Annotated in this window: 15 protein-coding genes and 8 pseudogenes; 12 read left to right on the forward strand and 11 right to left on the reverse strand. The window is 68.5% G+C overall.

Translation table 11 applies throughout. The annotated features are described in order from the left end of the window. Positions 1–17: 17 nt before the first annotated feature. Both Manayef4_RS26270 and Manayef4_RS20550 read left to right on the forward strand, forming a co-directional pair. Positions 18–287 (forward strand): annotated as a pseudogene (locus tag Manayef4_RS26270) (transposase family protein); the annotation flags it as partial. 371 nt (positions 288–658) lie between these two features. After that, positions 659–1210 carry a group II intron maturase-specific domain-containing protein gene (locus Manayef4_RS20550; RefSeq protein WP_254665765.1) on the forward strand — a complete coding sequence of 184 codons (552 nt, stop codon included), beginning with the start codon at positions 659–661 and terminating at the stop codon, positions 1208–1210. Positions 1211–1349: 139 nt separating this feature from the next. Here Manayef4_RS20550 and Manayef4_RS25215 read toward each other — a convergent pair whose 3' ends face one another. Continuing rightward, entirely contained in the window at positions 1350–1487 is a 138-nt protein-coding gene (locus tag Manayef4_RS25215) for a hypothetical protein (RefSeq protein ID WP_023842113.1), read from the reverse strand. 193 nt (positions 1488–1680) lie between these two features. Between Manayef4_RS25215 and Manayef4_RS20555 the strand changes: the two genes are divergently transcribed. Both Manayef4_RS20555 and Manayef4_RS20560 read left to right on the forward strand, forming a co-directional pair. Then, complete coding sequence (locus Manayef4_RS20555) at positions 1681–1938, forward strand: type II toxin-antitoxin system prevent-host-death family antitoxin (protein ID WP_070132968.1); 258 nt, start codon at positions 1681–1683, stop codon at positions 1936–1938. Further along, positions 1935–2195 carry a Txe/YoeB family addiction module toxin gene (locus Manayef4_RS20560; protein WP_070132959.1) on the forward strand — a complete coding sequence of 87 codons (261 nt, stop codon included), beginning with the start codon at positions 1935–1937 and terminating at the stop codon, positions 2193–2195. Before Manayef4_RS20555 ends, Manayef4_RS20560 begins: the two co-directional genes overlap by 4 nt. A gap of 177 nt (positions 2196–2372) precedes the next feature. Here Manayef4_RS20560 and Manayef4_RS25220 read toward each other — a convergent pair whose 3' ends face one another. Together Manayef4_RS25220 and Manayef4_RS26275 are read right to left on the reverse strand one after the other, a co-directional pair. Further along, on the reverse strand, positions 2373–2516 hold the full coding sequence (locus Manayef4_RS25220; RefSeq protein WP_023842114.1) for a hypothetical protein: 144 nt from the start codon (positions 2514–2516) through the stop codon (positions 2373–2375). Between the two features lie 71 nt (positions 2517–2587). Next, positions 2588–2686: pseudogene (locus Manayef4_RS26275) on the reverse strand (Fe-S cluster assembly protein HesB); the annotation flags it as partial. 660 nt (positions 2687–3346) lie between these two features. Between Manayef4_RS26275 and Manayef4_RS26280 the strand changes: the two are divergent. The 3 genes and pseudogenes from Manayef4_RS26280 (at position 3347) to Manayef4_RS20575 (ending at position 5773) form a co-directional block, all read left to right on the forward strand. Next, positions 3347–4322: pseudogene (locus Manayef4_RS26280) on the forward strand (GlxA family transcriptional regulator). Beyond that, positions 4322–4962 (forward strand): annotated as a pseudogene (locus Manayef4_RS20570) (DJ-1/PfpI family protein). Before Manayef4_RS26280 ends, Manayef4_RS20570 begins: the two co-directional pseudogenes overlap by 1 nt. 172 nt (positions 4963–5134) lie before the next feature. Next, complete coding sequence (locus Manayef4_RS20575; RefSeq protein WP_070132960.1) at positions 5135–5773, forward strand: DUF2867 domain-containing protein; 639 nt, start codon at positions 5135–5137, stop codon at positions 5771–5773. 339 nt (positions 5774–6112) lie between these two features. Here the strand turns inward: Manayef4_RS20575 and Manayef4_RS20580 are convergent, their stop codons facing one another. Further along, positions 6113–6892 carry an NAD(P)H-dependent oxidoreductase gene (locus Manayef4_RS20580; RefSeq protein WP_070132962.1) on the reverse strand — a complete coding sequence of 260 codons (780 nt, stop codon included), beginning with the start codon at positions 6890–6892 and terminating at the stop codon, positions 6113–6115. 73 nt (positions 6893–6965) lie between these two features. Between Manayef4_RS20580 and Manayef4_RS26285 the strand changes: the two are divergent. After that, positions 6966–7640, forward strand: a pseudogene (locus Manayef4_RS26285) (helix-turn-helix transcriptional regulator); the annotation flags it as partial. Between the two features lie 366 nt (positions 7641–8006). Beyond that, the gene (locus tag Manayef4_RS20590) at positions 8007–8453 is read left to right on the forward strand and encodes a hypothetical protein (RefSeq protein ID WP_139140167.1); all 447 of its coding nucleotides are present in this window, start codon (positions 8007–8009) and stop codon (positions 8451–8453) included. Between the two features lie 4 nt (positions 8454–8457). Here Manayef4_RS20590 and Manayef4_RS23590 read toward each other — a convergent pair. Together Manayef4_RS23590 and Manayef4_RS20595 are read right to left on the reverse strand one after the other, a co-directional pair. After that, positions 8458–8872: pseudogene (locus Manayef4_RS23590) on the reverse strand (PIN domain-containing protein). After that, positions 8872–9105 (reverse strand): annotated as a pseudogene (locus Manayef4_RS20595) (AbrB/MazE/SpoVT family DNA-binding domain-containing protein); the annotation flags it as partial. The pseudogenes Manayef4_RS23590 and Manayef4_RS20595, both read right to left, overlap by 1 nt. Positions 9106–9274: 169 nt before the next feature. Between Manayef4_RS20595 and Manayef4_RS20600 the strand changes: the two are divergent. From Manayef4_RS20600 to Manayef4_RS20610, 3 genes are all read left to right on the forward strand, one after another. Next, on the forward strand, positions 9275–10075 hold the full coding sequence (locus Manayef4_RS20600; protein WP_023842120.1) for a phytanoyl-CoA dioxygenase family protein: 801 nt from the start codon (positions 9275–9277) through the stop codon (positions 10073–10075). A gap of 66 nt (positions 10076–10141) precedes the next feature. Next, on the forward strand, positions 10142–10648 hold the full coding sequence (locus Manayef4_RS20605) for an alpha/beta hydrolase fold domain-containing protein (protein ID WP_011436964.1): 507 nt from the start codon (positions 10142–10144) through the stop codon (positions 10646–10648). Positions 10649–10750: 102 nt separating this feature from the next. Next, positions 10751–10993 (forward strand): hypothetical protein, encoded by a 243-nt coding sequence (locus Manayef4_RS20610; RefSeq protein WP_139140168.1) that lies wholly within the window; start codon positions 10751–10753, stop codon positions 10991–10993. On the opposite strand, the gene Manayef4_RS23595 is transcribed toward Manayef4_RS20610, so the two are convergent. The 5 genes and pseudogenes from Manayef4_RS23595 to Manayef4_RS26825 form a co-directional block, all read right to left on the reverse strand. After that, positions 10932–11531, reverse strand: a complete 600-nt coding sequence (locus tag Manayef4_RS23595; RefSeq protein ID WP_011436965.1) for an NYN domain-containing protein — start codon at positions 11529–11531, stop codon at positions 10932–10934. The genes Manayef4_RS20610 and Manayef4_RS23595 overlap by 62 nt on opposite strands. Positions 11532–11574: 43 nt before the next feature. Beyond that, entirely contained in the window at positions 11575–11787 is a 213-nt protein-coding gene (locus Manayef4_RS20615) for a GNAT family N-acetyltransferase (RefSeq protein ID WP_049760921.1), read from the reverse strand. Between the two features lie 172 nt (positions 11788–11959). Next, entirely contained in the window at positions 11960–12442 is a 483-nt protein-coding gene (locus tag Manayef4_RS20620; protein ID WP_011436966.1) for a hypothetical protein, read from the reverse strand. Then, a complete protein-coding gene (locus Manayef4_RS20625; protein ID WP_011436967.1) occupies positions 12439–12750 on the reverse strand; it encodes a hypothetical protein in 312 nt (103 codons plus the stop codon). The genes Manayef4_RS20620 and Manayef4_RS20625 overlap by 4 nt, the downstream gene beginning before the upstream one ends. Before the next feature lie 134 nt (positions 12751–12884). Next, a pseudogene (locus Manayef4_RS26825) lies at positions 12885–12980 on the reverse strand (Fe-S cluster assembly protein HesB); the annotation flags it as partial. Positions 12981–13213 lie beyond the last annotated feature (233 nt).

Consider the following 13213-nt stretch of genomic DNA (forward strand, 5'->3'; position numbering starts at 1 on the left):
TGTCTGTAGTGTCCCCCATGTTGTGGCTTGAGTGTCAGCAGGAGCAGGTTGAGGTCTCGACAGCCGCGCAGGTCGCGGGGCTGGTCGCGGTGTTGCGGCGGGTACCGGACTGGCGCGACCCGCGGGGTGTTCGCTACGAGCTCGCGCCGGTCCTGGCGTTGTGGGTCGCGGGCAACATCGCAGGTCACGACACCACCGTGGCGGTGTGGGAGTGGGCCTGCGCCCTCCCGGTCGGGGTGCTGGCCGGCCTCKGGTTCCCTCGTCGGGTGCCGTCGGAGCGCACGATCCGGCGGATCGTGGAGGAAGGCCCGCCCGGGCAGTTGGACCAGGCGCTGTCGGGCTGGACCGCCGCGGTCGCKCCCGGGCCCGCGGACCCGGGCGGCCTGGTRGCGGTGGCCTTTGACGGGAAGGTGATGAAGGGCGCCCGTTCCCGCCCGCCACAGGGGTCGGTGCGCCAGGAGGCGGTCGTCGAGGCCGTCCGCCACGACACCGGGACCGCGCTCGGGCATCAACGGGTCGTGGCCGGCGACGAGATCGCCTCGGTACGGAGGCTGGTCAACCGGGTGTGTGACCACAACACGCTGGTCACGACCGGCTGCCTGCACGCACACGAACCCTTGGCCCGGGCGTCCCGTTCGAGCGCTACGCCGACGACGCAGTGCTCCACTGCGCCAGCGAACGCCAGGCCCACCAGGTGCGCCAGGCGGTCGAGGACAGGATGGCCGAGGTCGGGCTGCGTCTGCACCCGACCAAGACCAGGATCGTGTACTGCAAGGACGCCAACCGGCGGCTCGGCCACGAGCACACCGCGTTCACGTTCCTCGGGTACACCTTCCGTGCCCGCGCGGCACGCGGCAGGAACGGCCGGCTCTTCGCCTCGTTCCAGCCCGCGATCAGCAGGCAGGCCCTGACCGCGCTCGGTAGGCAGGTCCGTCACTGGCRCCTACACCGCCGCAGCAACGTCACGCTCGCGGACCTCGCCCGGACGATCRACCCGATCGTCCGAGGTTGGATGGCGTACTACGGGGCGTTCTACCGCTCCGCGCTGTCCGTTCTCCTCACGCGCATCAACTCCTACCTGGTGCGTTGGATCCGCAAGAAGTACAAGCGGCTACGACCCATGAGAAAGGCGTCAGCCGCCTGGCAACGGGCAGTCACGGGCTCTCCGGGTCTGTTCGCGCACTGGCGGTGGGTTCCGACCTTCCGGTGACCAGGATGACAGGAGMCGTGTGACGGGAGACCGTCACGCACGGTTCTGCGAGAGCCGGGAGGTGAAACCCCTCCCGGCTACTCGACCCTGATAGCTCGCGTCCCCCGCCACGCAACGGATCAACCATGACGATGAGTATCTATGCGGGCACGTATAGTGAGATTCCACTCCATCTTTCCGATACCGGCTGGCCCAGAACCATAGCGATGAGGAGCGCCAGCGGATCCTTGGTCAGCAGCTCGTCGGCCTCGCCGATCTGGCTCAGGTGCAGTCCCACCACACCACCGTAGCCGACCGTGTTCGGGGACTGGCGACGCTGGTCAACTCGTCAGGCGGCTCCGTGTCCCTCACTACTGGACGCTACCGGTCCCTACGCGACGCCAGTTTGACCCCCCGCTGCACGGCCAGCTGACGAGCACCCAGGGATGGTACCGTATTTGGTACGACTGGACGCTCAGGGAGGTGCCGGCATGGTCGCGGCGATCAGTGCCAGCGAGGCGCGCAAGACACTGTTCCCACTTCTCGAACAGGTCAACGCCGATCACACACCGGTAGAGATCGTCTCGAAGAGGGGGAACGCGGTCCTGGTGAGCAAGGAGGACTGGGACGCGATCGTGGAGACCAACTACCTGCTGCGCACGCCTGCCAACGCCCGCCGGCTGATRGAGAGCGTCGAGCAGTGGCGTTCAGGCGGCGCGGTCGAGCGTTCCCCGGATCCTGACGGGTGAAGCTGACCTGGACCGACCATGCCTGGGACGACTACCTGTACTGGCAGAGCCAGGACCRCAAAACTCTCAAGCGCATCAACGCCCTGATCGCGGACATCAAACGCGATCCAGATGGGCAGGGCATCGGCAAACCGGAAGTGYTGCGCAACAACCTCGCCGGGCTGCGCTCCCGGCGAATCGACGACGAGCACCGCCTGATCTATGCGATTGAGCCCAGCCAGATCACAATCATCTCCTGCCGCTACCACTATCAGTAGTCGAGGCTGCCGTGAGCAGCTCTGAGCGACTGCGGCCGTAGTCCTGTTCGCTCCGGCAGCCGCAAGCCGGATCATAACCCCGGGTTCTCACTCTAACCGGCCTGCTCGCCCCGGTTCTCCCCCATCACGGGCCGGAACATCTGTCGCCTTGAACAGCGCGGCGAGGCGGTCTGGCGTCTACCGGTTCGGGATCGCATCGACCAGGTTGAAGACGATGCTCGGGTCGCGACCACCGAACAACAGCGAGATCACGACTGCCGCCATCGCCTCGAGGTGGTGAGCCTGCCGAAGATCGCCGACCGGGACAGGCTCGGTGCCCACGGGCACCGCCGTGACCAGTCAGAGCTCGGTTGCTCGGGTGACACGAGTCATTCCGCCGGGCTCGTTCTTTCCGGTGCCCGCTGCTCCAGCACCATCCCGATCAACAGCGCCAACGGATCGTTCGTCAGCAGCTCGTCCGCCTCGTCGATCTGGCTCAGGTGAAGTCCCACCCGAACACCGTAGCCGGCCTGGGAACGGCGGCCGTCGCACCGCCGGCCATATCGCCGTGTGGTTCGCGGTGTCCCGGCGCGCTTCGTAATCGCTGGCTGCGCTGTCAGCCAACACTGCACCAGCGGAGCTGGAGGCAGCGGTACGGGATGTACCGTGCCGCGCACGTCGTCCCCATACTCTGAATGCCGTCATCCAGCAGGCGGCGATGTCTCCGGAGGCGTGACGCTTGCCGCGGGCGGAGCCGCCGGGACGGGCGGGGCGGCTGGGCCCGTCGCCGCGGCAATGACGGCCTGCGGGTCCAGGATCACACCCTGAGCAGCCGCCTTGTAGCCGATCTAGAAAAAAGCCCCGCCAGTCCCGGAGGACGGCGGGGAGAAAGTGACTGACACGCTACCGACGCAGAGTCCTGGGCGTCAGTGGTCCCGGCAGGCCGCGTAGTCGGCCGGCAGCCTTGGTAGCCGAGAGGTACGGCAGGCCAGGTGGACGAGCTGGATCTCGTGGCCGTCTCGGCCGGGTAGGACCGAAGCCCGGCGCCGCGCGCCGCGGCCCTGCCCGCAATGGCGGGACGCGATGGCGGGACGCGATGGCGGGACGCGATGGCGGGAAAGGTGGGAACCGCGTCCTTGCCGCCATACTCGAGCCCTGCCAGCCTAATCCGCATGAGGCCGCGCAGCGTGGTCATCGTGCTTTACGACGACGTCCAGAGCCTGGATGTGACCGGCCCGCTGGAGGTGTTCGCCGGGGCGGACGCCGCCACGGAACGGCCAGGTGCGTACCGGATCATGACCGCCGGGCCTGGTGGCCACCCGGTGCGCACATGCAGTGGGTTGCGGCTGCTACCCGACGCCGACATCGACCACGTCGGACCAGCTCACACACTGCTGGTGCCCGGCGGGCCGGGTACGGCCGCCCCCGACCCGGAGCTGGTGCRCCGCATCGGCGAGTTGGCGGCCGAGGCCGATCGTGTGGTCTCCGTCTGCACCGGGGCCTTCCTGCTCGCCGAGGCCGGCCTGCTGGCCGGACGTCGCGCCACGACGCACTGGGCACATTGCGCTCGCTCGACGCTTCCCCGACATCCAGGTCGACGCCGAGCCGATCTACGTCCGAGACGGGAACATCGCCGCCTCGGCCGGCGTCACCGCAGGTATCGACCTGGCGTTGGCGCTGGTCGAAGAGGACCTCGGGCGGGACGTCGCGCTGCTGATAGCCCGGCACCTGGTGATGTTCCTGCGCAGGCCGGGTGGGCAGGCACAGCTCAGCGCGCAGCTCGCTGCTCAGGTCRCCGAACGGCCGCAGCTGCGCGAGGTCCAGCACTGGATCGACGAGCACCCCGAAGGCGATCTTTCCGTCGGTTCTCTCGCCCGCCGCGTGACGCTGTCACCCCGTCACTTCACCCGTGCCTTCGCCGCTGAGGTCGGAGTGACGCCGGGGCGGTACGTGGACGGGGTCCGGCTGGAGACGGCCCGCCGACGGCTGGAGGACACCGACGAGGGAATCGAGCAGATCGCCCGGTCGTGCGGATACGGCACCGCTGAGGCGATGCGGCGCGCCTTCGTTCGGGTCCTGGGTGTGCCGCCGATGGAATACCGCCGCCAGTTCCGACCTCATCCAAATCCAACCTCCGGAGGATACTGATGCAGATCGCGATCATGCTGTATGACCGTTTCACCGGCCTGGACGCCATCGGCCCGTACGAGATCCTCGCCCGCATTCCCGGGGCCGAGGTGATCTTCGCAGCCGCCCGGCCCGGCCCGGCCCGGTCCGGGCCGACACGGCCAGCCTGACCGTCGTCGCCGATGCCGCGCTCTCCGAGGTCACCGCCCCCGACGTGCTCCTGGTGCCAGGTGGTCCCGGAGCCGCCGACCTCCTGGCTGACCAGCCGACCCTCGACTGGCTGCGCGGCGTTGACGCGGCGGCCACCTGGACGGCCTCGGTCTGCTCCGGCTCGCTCCTGCTGGCCGCCGCGGGCCTGCTCACCGGTCGCCGCGCCACCTCACACTGGATCTGCCTTGATCATCTAACGACGTTCGGTGCCATCGCCACCGCCGAACGAGTCGTCATCGACGGGAAGTACGCCACCGCGGCCGGTGTCTCGGCCGGCATCGATCTCGCCCTGCACCTGACCGGACGCATGGTGGGCGACGACATCGCCGAATCCATCCAGCTCGTTGTCGAATACGATCCCCAACCGCCGTATGCGGCCGGCTCGATCGCCACCGCGCCCGCGGCTCGAGTCGCCGCCCTGCGCGCGAGCGGCCTCGCCGTCAGCGCCTGATCTGTACAGGTCGCTTCACTGACCACTGTTCACCGACACGGCCAACGTTCCACCTGCACGGCAGCGGACGTCCCGTCGGGCGCGAGGTGGAGGAGAAATACTGTTTCTCGCGGCCCGCGCCGTCGCGGGCGTGCTCGGGCTTCCCGCGCCCCCAAGGACCCGGAGGACGAGAATGACAAAGACGAGGACGAAAAGGAAGCTCCCGAAGACCGCGCACACATCCCGGCCCTGGCGAATTCACGACATCACGCCTGACTTCCGCATCGAGGACCTCTGGGCCCTGCCCACACCAGGCACCGCGCAGGACTTCCCGAGGCTGGTGCGGCTGATCGCCGAGGGCGACACGGGGGACAACCCGTCATGGGTCGCCCGGCTGCTGTTCAGGATCCGCTGGCGCCTCGGAGCCTGGCTCGGCTGGGACGATCCCGACTCGGGTATCGCCATCCGGGTGCCGACGCTGCGTGAACGCCTACCAGCCGACCTGCGCGACGCACCAGCCGGACCCGCGTTCGAGACCCTCCCGTTCCGGTCAGTCTTTCTGACGGACAACGAATGGGCCGCGGAGATAGTCAACCGCACGGTTCACGGAGTGCTGCACGTCGGCTGGATCCCGGACGACGACGCCGGCCGTCAGCCGGCTGGCCACCGAGGCCAGATGACCGTGCTGGTGAAACCGAACGGCCTGCTCGGACGGGTCTACATGGCGGCGATCACGCCGTTTCGCCTGCTGATCGTCTACCCGCCKCTGCTGCGAGGCATCGGAAAGGACTGGCACGAGAGCACCCCCCGCAACCCGCCCGCAGACGCCTGAAGGACGCTCTCCACTCCATCTTTCCGATACCCGCTGTCCAGCACCATCCCGATCAGCAGCGCCAACGGCTCGTTCGTCAGCAACTCGTCAGCTTCGTCGATCTGGCTCAGGTGCAGTCCCACAGGTCAACGGTAGCCGACCGCTTCACGGCGGCAACCGCGAYGCCGGTCAGATCGCGGGGATGGCTGCGAGCTCACCGTCGAGTCGTCGCCCCTGACGATCCGCCGCTGTGATGGCCCATCCCACGCGACGGCAACCCGCCCCTCCCCGAGCAGCGGCGGAGGCCCCCGGTCATGGTGAACGTCAACGATCTCGCGATCAGCAGCCCGCGCCCGGAGGTCAACTGCGCACGTGCAGCCCGAAACCCGTGCGGCCCGCGGGCTCCAGTCCCTTCTTCAGGTGCAGCGAGGGGATCTCGTAGTCACCGAAGTTCTGTGGTCGGAACGCGATCGGCTCGGTCRACTCCAGGGTGAGCAGGCGCTGCTCCCAGGCTTTGGCGACGTTCGGGTAGTCCTCGCCGGTCATCTGGTCGGTGCCGTACAGCACGAACGGCGGCAGTACCTCGATGCCCGGGTAGTAGAGGATGCCGTGGTGGATCGGGAACAGAAGATCGTCGATGGGGCCGTTGATCCCGCGCGCGGCGTAGTGCGCCTCGGGCCCGCCGGCGGTCACCGACAGCAGGGCCTTCCTTCCCGCGAGGGTGCCTTCGCYGAAGCGCTCGCCGTATTTGGTGTCGCTGTGCTCGCCGACGCCGTACGCGAAGTGGAAGGTGAACACCCGGTCCACCCAGCCTTTGAGGATCGCGGGCATCGTGTACCACCACAGCGGGAACTGGAAGATGATCGTGTCCGCCCACCACAGTTTCTCCTGCTCGGCGAGGACATCCGGAGTGAGCGTCYCGGCGTCGAAGGCCCGGCCCGAGTCCAGAGCGACCTTCAGCGGGCGTGAGGCGTCGGGACCGTAGTCCGCGGCGTCCACGACCGCCTTCCAGTTCATCGCGTACAGATCGCTCACCCGTACCTCGTGCCCGGCGGTCGCCAAGGTGGACACTGCGAGGTCCTTCAACGAGCCGTCGAGTGACTTCGGCTCCGGATGCGCGTAGACGATCAGCGTCTTCATGGGAACTCCTCGGATCGGGTGCCTCCGATCCTTGGTGCCGCGGCGTCCGGCGTTCAGGGGCGCCCATTCCAGCCGCCGAGTCGAGGGACTGCGCCGCGAAGAGGTCGCGCACCTGCCCGGAGTCAGCGTCGACTACTACGTACGCCTGGAGCAGGGCCGCGCGACCCAGCCCTCCGAGCAGGTCCTCGACGCGCTCGCCCGCGTCCTCGGCCTCGACGAGACCGAACGCGGGCACCTCTACCGACTCGCCCGGCAGCGCCGCCGGCGCGCCAAGGCGCCGGGCGGGCGGATCCGGCCGGAGCTGGCGCGCGTCCTCGACCTGGTCCCCGACACACCCGAACTGATCATGAACCACCAGCTGGACGTGCTCGCGGGGAATCGCCTCGCCGGGCTCCTCTACCGCCGGCCGATGCCCGGCCTGAACACCGCCCGGCACATCTTCCTTGAGGAGGCCGAGCGCGGCCTCTACGCGGACTGGGAGAACTGCACCCTCGACGTCGTCGGGCACCTGCGCCTGGCCGCCGGCAAGTACCCCGAGGACTCCCGCCTGGCCTCGCTCATCGGCGAGCTGGCGATGGGCAGTGAGCGCTTCCGCCGCCTCTGGGCGCGCGCGGACGTGCGCGCCCGCATGCATGGGCGCAAGGCGTACCGGCACCCGCTGGTGGGAACGCTGGAACTGCACCAGGAGAACGTCGCGCTACCGGACGAATCGGGCATGGAACTGCTGGTGCTGTCCGCGGTCCCTGGCTTCACCGCCGCCCGGCGTAAAGCCGGCACCACCGGTCGGGTGATCTGGTTCGGGCAGGTCAGCGCGCAGTCCATCACCGTCGACTTCTTCGACTGGATCGATGGGACCGTCGGCGCGCCGATCGAACAGTTCCACTACGCCGGGACGCCTGCCGAGGACGCCGCGGACCTGCGAACCCTGGTACGGCTCATCCGCCGRGGACACCTGCATCCCGAGATCGGCGTCGTCGAGCCCTGGACACGKACGCCGAATGTCATCGAGGACCTGCGGGCGCGGCGCATCCGACGAAACGCGGTCCTCACCGTCGCCTGACATCGCCCCAGCGCGCAACCCCGTCGCACCATCCCGTTCAAGGAGGCAGTGACCGTGTCCTGGTTTGTCGACGACGCCGACGTCGCCGCGATTGTTACGCTCTGTCGTTCCCGCGCGATCGGAGCGGGCGTCGACCCGCGGGTCCGCGCCGTCGCAACGGTCAGCGGCCCCTATCCAATGCCGACCTGGGAGACGCTGCCGCAGTTCGCCACCGACACGCTGACGATCCGCTGCGGCGGCGCGGACGAGGCACAGCGGGTCGCCGCCGCTCTCGCGTACCCGGATCTGCCGGCATCCGTCCACCAGCCCCTGCTCGTCGTAGCTGGCGGAGCGGACACGTTGCCGACGCCGGACCAGGCCCGCCATGTGGCGGCCACCGCGCCCAGGAGAGAACTGCTGCTCGTGGCAGGCGGCGACCACCTGCTCGGAAACAGACGATGGGCCTGGTTGAACCGCACCGCCGACTGGCTGRCCGACCAGGCAACACCCTCAGGCCGCTGACCGGTCAGCAAACGATAATGACCTTTACTCCGACCGCGTCATAGGTTCCACGTGCCACGTGCGCGTGCATCCCTCGTCGCGAGGGCCAGGTCATGTTCCTTGACGGCCAGAGCCACCAGCCCGTCGTACACGGCGCCCCCAGCGATGCCAAGGCGGCTCAACGTCGTGTGAACCTTCTGGGCGTGTGAGCCGCTCAGAGCACACGGTGCCGTAAACCGCGCGTCGAGCAGGCGCGCGGCATCCGGCCCCGACAGTCTTGCGTCGCCCGGCAGTCTGGTGAGCACCGAGTAGGTCTCCGCCAAAGCATGCYCACTCAGCGTGAGCTCCCGCCCGTCCCACCATCGCACCACGTCCACGTGATGCGTATGCGAGCGCACCACGAGGGGAACCGCGACACTCGTGTCGACCGCGGTAGYCATCTGCGACCCGCGTCGATGAGGCCGAACAGGATCTCGTCATCAACAACCGTGTCGCCGGCCGCCACGAGCACGCCKTTCTCCTCCACGAGGCGCGCGGTCCTGCCGGCTGGCACGACCTGCACACCAGCGCCGTACGGCGAGATGTCCACCTTCGTACCCGGGAGCAGGCCCAGCGCGTCGCGGATGAACTTGGGCAGCACGATCCGACCTGCTTGATCGACGACAGCTTCCATGGGAAGGCGATACCAGTTCGATCCCATCACCATGCCTCGCAAGCCGCCGGTCCGCTGGTCGGGCAACCRTGCGGTCGACGTCGTCCCGGCCCGTGGGCCTCCTCCGCCGCACCCCGCGAAAACCATTTGAGTGATCGTCCCAAGTCGACGACGATCTGAGGCCGAGGTGATGGCCGCGGTGTCGACGCTGACCGACGAAGAGGTCCAGACATTCATCGACGAGGGCTTCGTACACGTCCGACGGGCGTTCCCGAGGGCCCTGGCAGACGCATGCCGTTCGATCCTGTGGCGCATGACCGGACTCGATCCCGCCGACCCGGCGAGCTGGACCCGTCCCGTCATCCGGATCGACGGAAGCGGAGAGGAGCCCTTCCGGCAGGCCGCCAACACACCACGGCTGCGCGCCGCGCTCGATCAGCTGGTCGGACCCGGTCGGTGGCGGCCACGCACCGGTCTGGGCACGTTCCCCATCCGCTTCCCGCACCCCGACGACCCCGGTGACGCCGGCTGGCACATGGACGGCTCCTACCTGCCGGACGGCGAAACGTGGTTCTGGCTGAACATCAGATCCCGCGGCCGAGCTCTGCTGATGCTGTTCCTGTTCTCCGACGTCGGCCCCGACGACGCACCAACCCGCATCAAGGCCGGATCACACCTCGACGTGCCGCCGTTTCTGGCACCCGCGGGCGAACGCGGCCGCAACGGACTGGAGCTGTGCGGACAGCTGGACGAGGCAGGCAAGCTCGACAGCCCCGACCGCCCGTTGGTCCTCGCGACCGGGCAGGCCGGCGACGTCTACCTCTGCCACCCGTTCCTCATCCACGCCGCGCAACGACACCGCGGGTCCGTTCCACGCTTCCTCGCCCAGCCGCCGCTGGACCCGGAGGGCCCCCTCGACCTGAATCGCGCCGACGACTCCTACTCCCCGGTCGAACTCGCCGTCCGCCAAGGGCTGGGTGCTGCCGAATAGGGTCCCAGACACTCGGAGTCGCCCCTCGGGTAGGTCGTCCCAGGCCAGGCGACGCCACGCCGGCCGATGTCGTCATCGCGGGCGACTCCGCCGGGCGGAGGCCTCGTTCTCAGCCTGCTGCACCGGCTACGTGATCACGGTGACAAGCTACCAGCTGCGGGGGTGCTCATCTCTCCCCTACTCGATCTCACCGGGTCCGGCGCCTCGTTCCAGGAGCGGGCCGATCAGGATCCAATCTTCAGCCCCGACCTCATCCGCGGCGTCGCGGAGACCTATCTGGGCGGCGCCGACCCCCGCGATCCCGCGGCGTCGCCGCTCTTCGCCTCCCAAGCGTGCCTCCCGCCACTGCTCATACAGACCGGGGGCGCCGAGATACTCCTCAGCGACTCCGAGCGTCTCGCCGCCGCGACCGCGGCCGGTACCGATGTCGTCCTGGACGTCGCCGACGAACTGCCTCACGTGTACCACGGCGCCGTTGACACCCCCGAGTCCATTGCCGCCGTCAGGCAGATCGCCGAGTTCGTTCACCGCGCGGACGAGCATCGTGGGGGCAGACCGTCTTCCACGGCCTGATCGCCCGATCAGTCGGGTCGCGTCTCTTCCGGTGCTGACGACGCGCCGCAAGTCGCGCACCCATGGTCGATCGGGAGAGAGTCGAGGCCCGAAAACGAGTCGATGACAACGACATCGCTGAACATCCCACCCTTCCCGCACCGGCCCGGCATGCACCATCTCGACTTCCGGGTGAAGCTCGTCGGCCACGATCCACGATGGCGGCAGTTCCTGCGGGATCCATGGCTGGACTACGACGCAGTCCGAGATGCGCTGATACCAGYGTCGGCGTACCACGACACGACTACGGTGCCCGGTGCGGGCTCGGCAGTGGCCACCGCGGCCGGCGGTCAACTCGCCGTGTAGTCGGTGTAGTCCCGACAGGCTCCGTAGTCGTCGGCGTCGAGGTAGTGGCACCACGGAAGCTGCGAGTCGGGAAAGCGAAGTCGGCTCGTGCCTTCCAGCTCGCGACCTCCACATGAGCACCAAGATCGCGGACGGGCTCAAGCGCGGGCACGAGGTCCGTGTCGCGGCTGAACAGGACACCGACGTCGTACGCGCCCTCGCAGGCAAGGCGCACGAAATCCACGGCGAATGCGACGTCGATACCTTTTTCCTGCGCGGGCTCGGCCGGCCATGCCTTCGGGTAGCGGAGCTGCCGGCGGACAACGACCACCCGAGGATCACGGGTCCAGCGGTCGGCCTGCCGGTCACTGGCCCTCGCGGCCTCCGGCTGGTGATCGGGGCTGGGACGGCCGCGGTAGACACGGACTGCCGCGAGCTCACCGCCGAGCGGTCGACCATTGACGATCCGCCGCGCCACGCGCACGGAATCAACATGACCATGCTGGCCAGGTGTGCCGGAGGGCAGGAACCTGCTGCGGCAGCAACAACGCGCGGCCATCCGCCTCGGCTCGATGAGCCAACACCCGCGCGGCCTGGTCGAGTCAGGTCAGGTAGATCCGAAACCCGGCGGCGGAATGGGTGAAGCCGACCGCCGCGTAGAAGGCGTGGACTTCCGACCGGTCGTTGCGGGACAGAAGCTGAACCTTGTAGCAGTTGGCGGCGCGAGCGGTATCGAGAACGTGGGTAATAAGCGTCTCGCCGACGCCGCGGGGCGGGTCTGGGCGTCGACGACCATGTTTTCGACGATCGCCCACGGCCGGCTGCCGTGCGTCAGGTTAGCGATGATCACTAGATCGGCGGGCAGCGCGGGCCGGATGCAGAGGCTGCTCATGACACCGATCGTGCAGCCGGCTCGCCGCACCGATCAAGGCCGCTGCTCGGCCGCTCGCAACGACGGAACGTCAGCCCAGAATCGCGAGGAGCGTCTCAGATCGGTTCGACGACGATGTCAGCGCGGTCAAGTGTGGCGGTGTAGGCGCCTATGTCGTCTGGGTCGCTGGTGAGGATCTGGGCCGGACCGTGAAGAGCAGCCGCGATGACGACCAGGGCGTCGATGACGTCCGGCCGCTTCTTCGGGGGAAGACTGGCCTCGGCGAGCATGGCCCCCGCCCGTTTGTACGAGTCGAGGGTGAAGGTTCTCGCGCAGGCGACGCAGCCGGCGGTGCTCGACATGCCGCGCATAGGGGAAGCGCTCTCCCGAGTCTGGGGCACGGTGCAGTCCTTCAGGTACTGGCTGAAGGCATGTACCGTCTTCGGGTCCGGTCGCCACGCCTGGGCAAGGACCGGTCCGATGACGACCGGCCGGTGCGGAGCCGCGCGTAAGCCGTGGTGGAGCAGCCGCGCCGCCGAGCTGTCTCGCAGGAGCGCCACGAGCATCCCGGCGTCATAGACGACAGTACGCGCGATCATGCGACGCTCGCGGCGTCCGATCCAAGCGCGCTGTTCAGGACCCGGCGGACGAGCGCCTGCTCGTCCAGGGTCAGGGCGTCGAACGAAGGCAGGTCCGTCTCAGGGACGCCGCCAGCCTGCTCAAGGGCTGCCTGGTTGCGCGCGTCGAGTGCCGCGAAGGTCGCCGTAGCGGCATCGTCGCGCGCCATCTGCGCGACGGCCGCCGCGATCATGTAAGCGGACACATCCATGCCTGCCGCCTCGGCGTGCATCCTGACCGCGGCCTGGACGTCCGAGGACGTCGAGATCGTGAACCGAATGTTTGGCATGCCGGTATCGTAACACAGCGTATTACGCTGTCGTAGTGATCAGGCCACGGGCCGCGATCAGCCAACGACCGGCGCCCGGGCTGAAGCAGGCGGCCGGCTCTGGGCTCCGCCYACCGGTCGTTCCTTGTTTGTCCGATTTGCCGATCAAGGACCATCCCCACCAGGAGCGCCAACGCATCGGACGTGATGAGGGCGTCCGCCTCTGGATCGCCGGACAGGTGCAGGCCCATGCCCGTCAGGGTATCCACGACGAATACCCCGCCGGACTGGTGCGTCCGGCGGGGTGGGGCGTCAGGGACGCCAGACCACTTCCACCCGTTCGGGGTCGAAGCGGTTCGTTGGGCCGTCAGCCGCCTTCAGTACGACGGCCTCGATGACGGTACTAATGATCTCCCAGCGCTGCTCCAGCTCCAAAGAGGGCCAGCCCTCGGCCAGGTTCGTGACCTTGGGGCCGGTGTGGGCG

This window comes from Frankia sp. CgMI4 (genome assembly GCF_001756285.1).
GTDB classification, from domain to species: Bacteria; Actinomycetota; Actinomycetes; order Frankiales; family Frankiaceae; genus Frankia; species Frankia casuarinae.

Bases quoted from the DNA above. Each gene is read 5' to 3' on its own strand.
- Manayef4_RS20600 (WP_023842120.1), top strand. From the start codon at position 9,275: ATGGCCGCGGTGTCGACGCTGACCGACGAAGAGGTCCAGACATTCATC.
- Manayef4_RS20605 (WP_011436964.1), top strand. From the start codon at position 10,142: ATGTCGTCATCGCGGGCGACTCCGCCGGGCGGAGGCCTCGTTCTCAGC.
- Manayef4_RS23595 (WP_011436965.1), bottom strand. From the start codon at position 11,531: ATGGCCGCGCGTTGTTGCTGCCGCAGCAGGTTCCTGCCCTCCGGCACA.
- Manayef4_RS20620 (WP_011436966.1), bottom strand. From the start codon at position 12,442: ATGATCGCGCGTACTGTCGTCTATGACGCCGGGATGCTCGTGGCGCTC.
- Manayef4_RS20625 (WP_011436967.1), bottom strand. From the start codon at position 12,750: ATGCCAAACATTCGGTTCACGATCTCGACGTCCTCGGACGTCCAGGCC.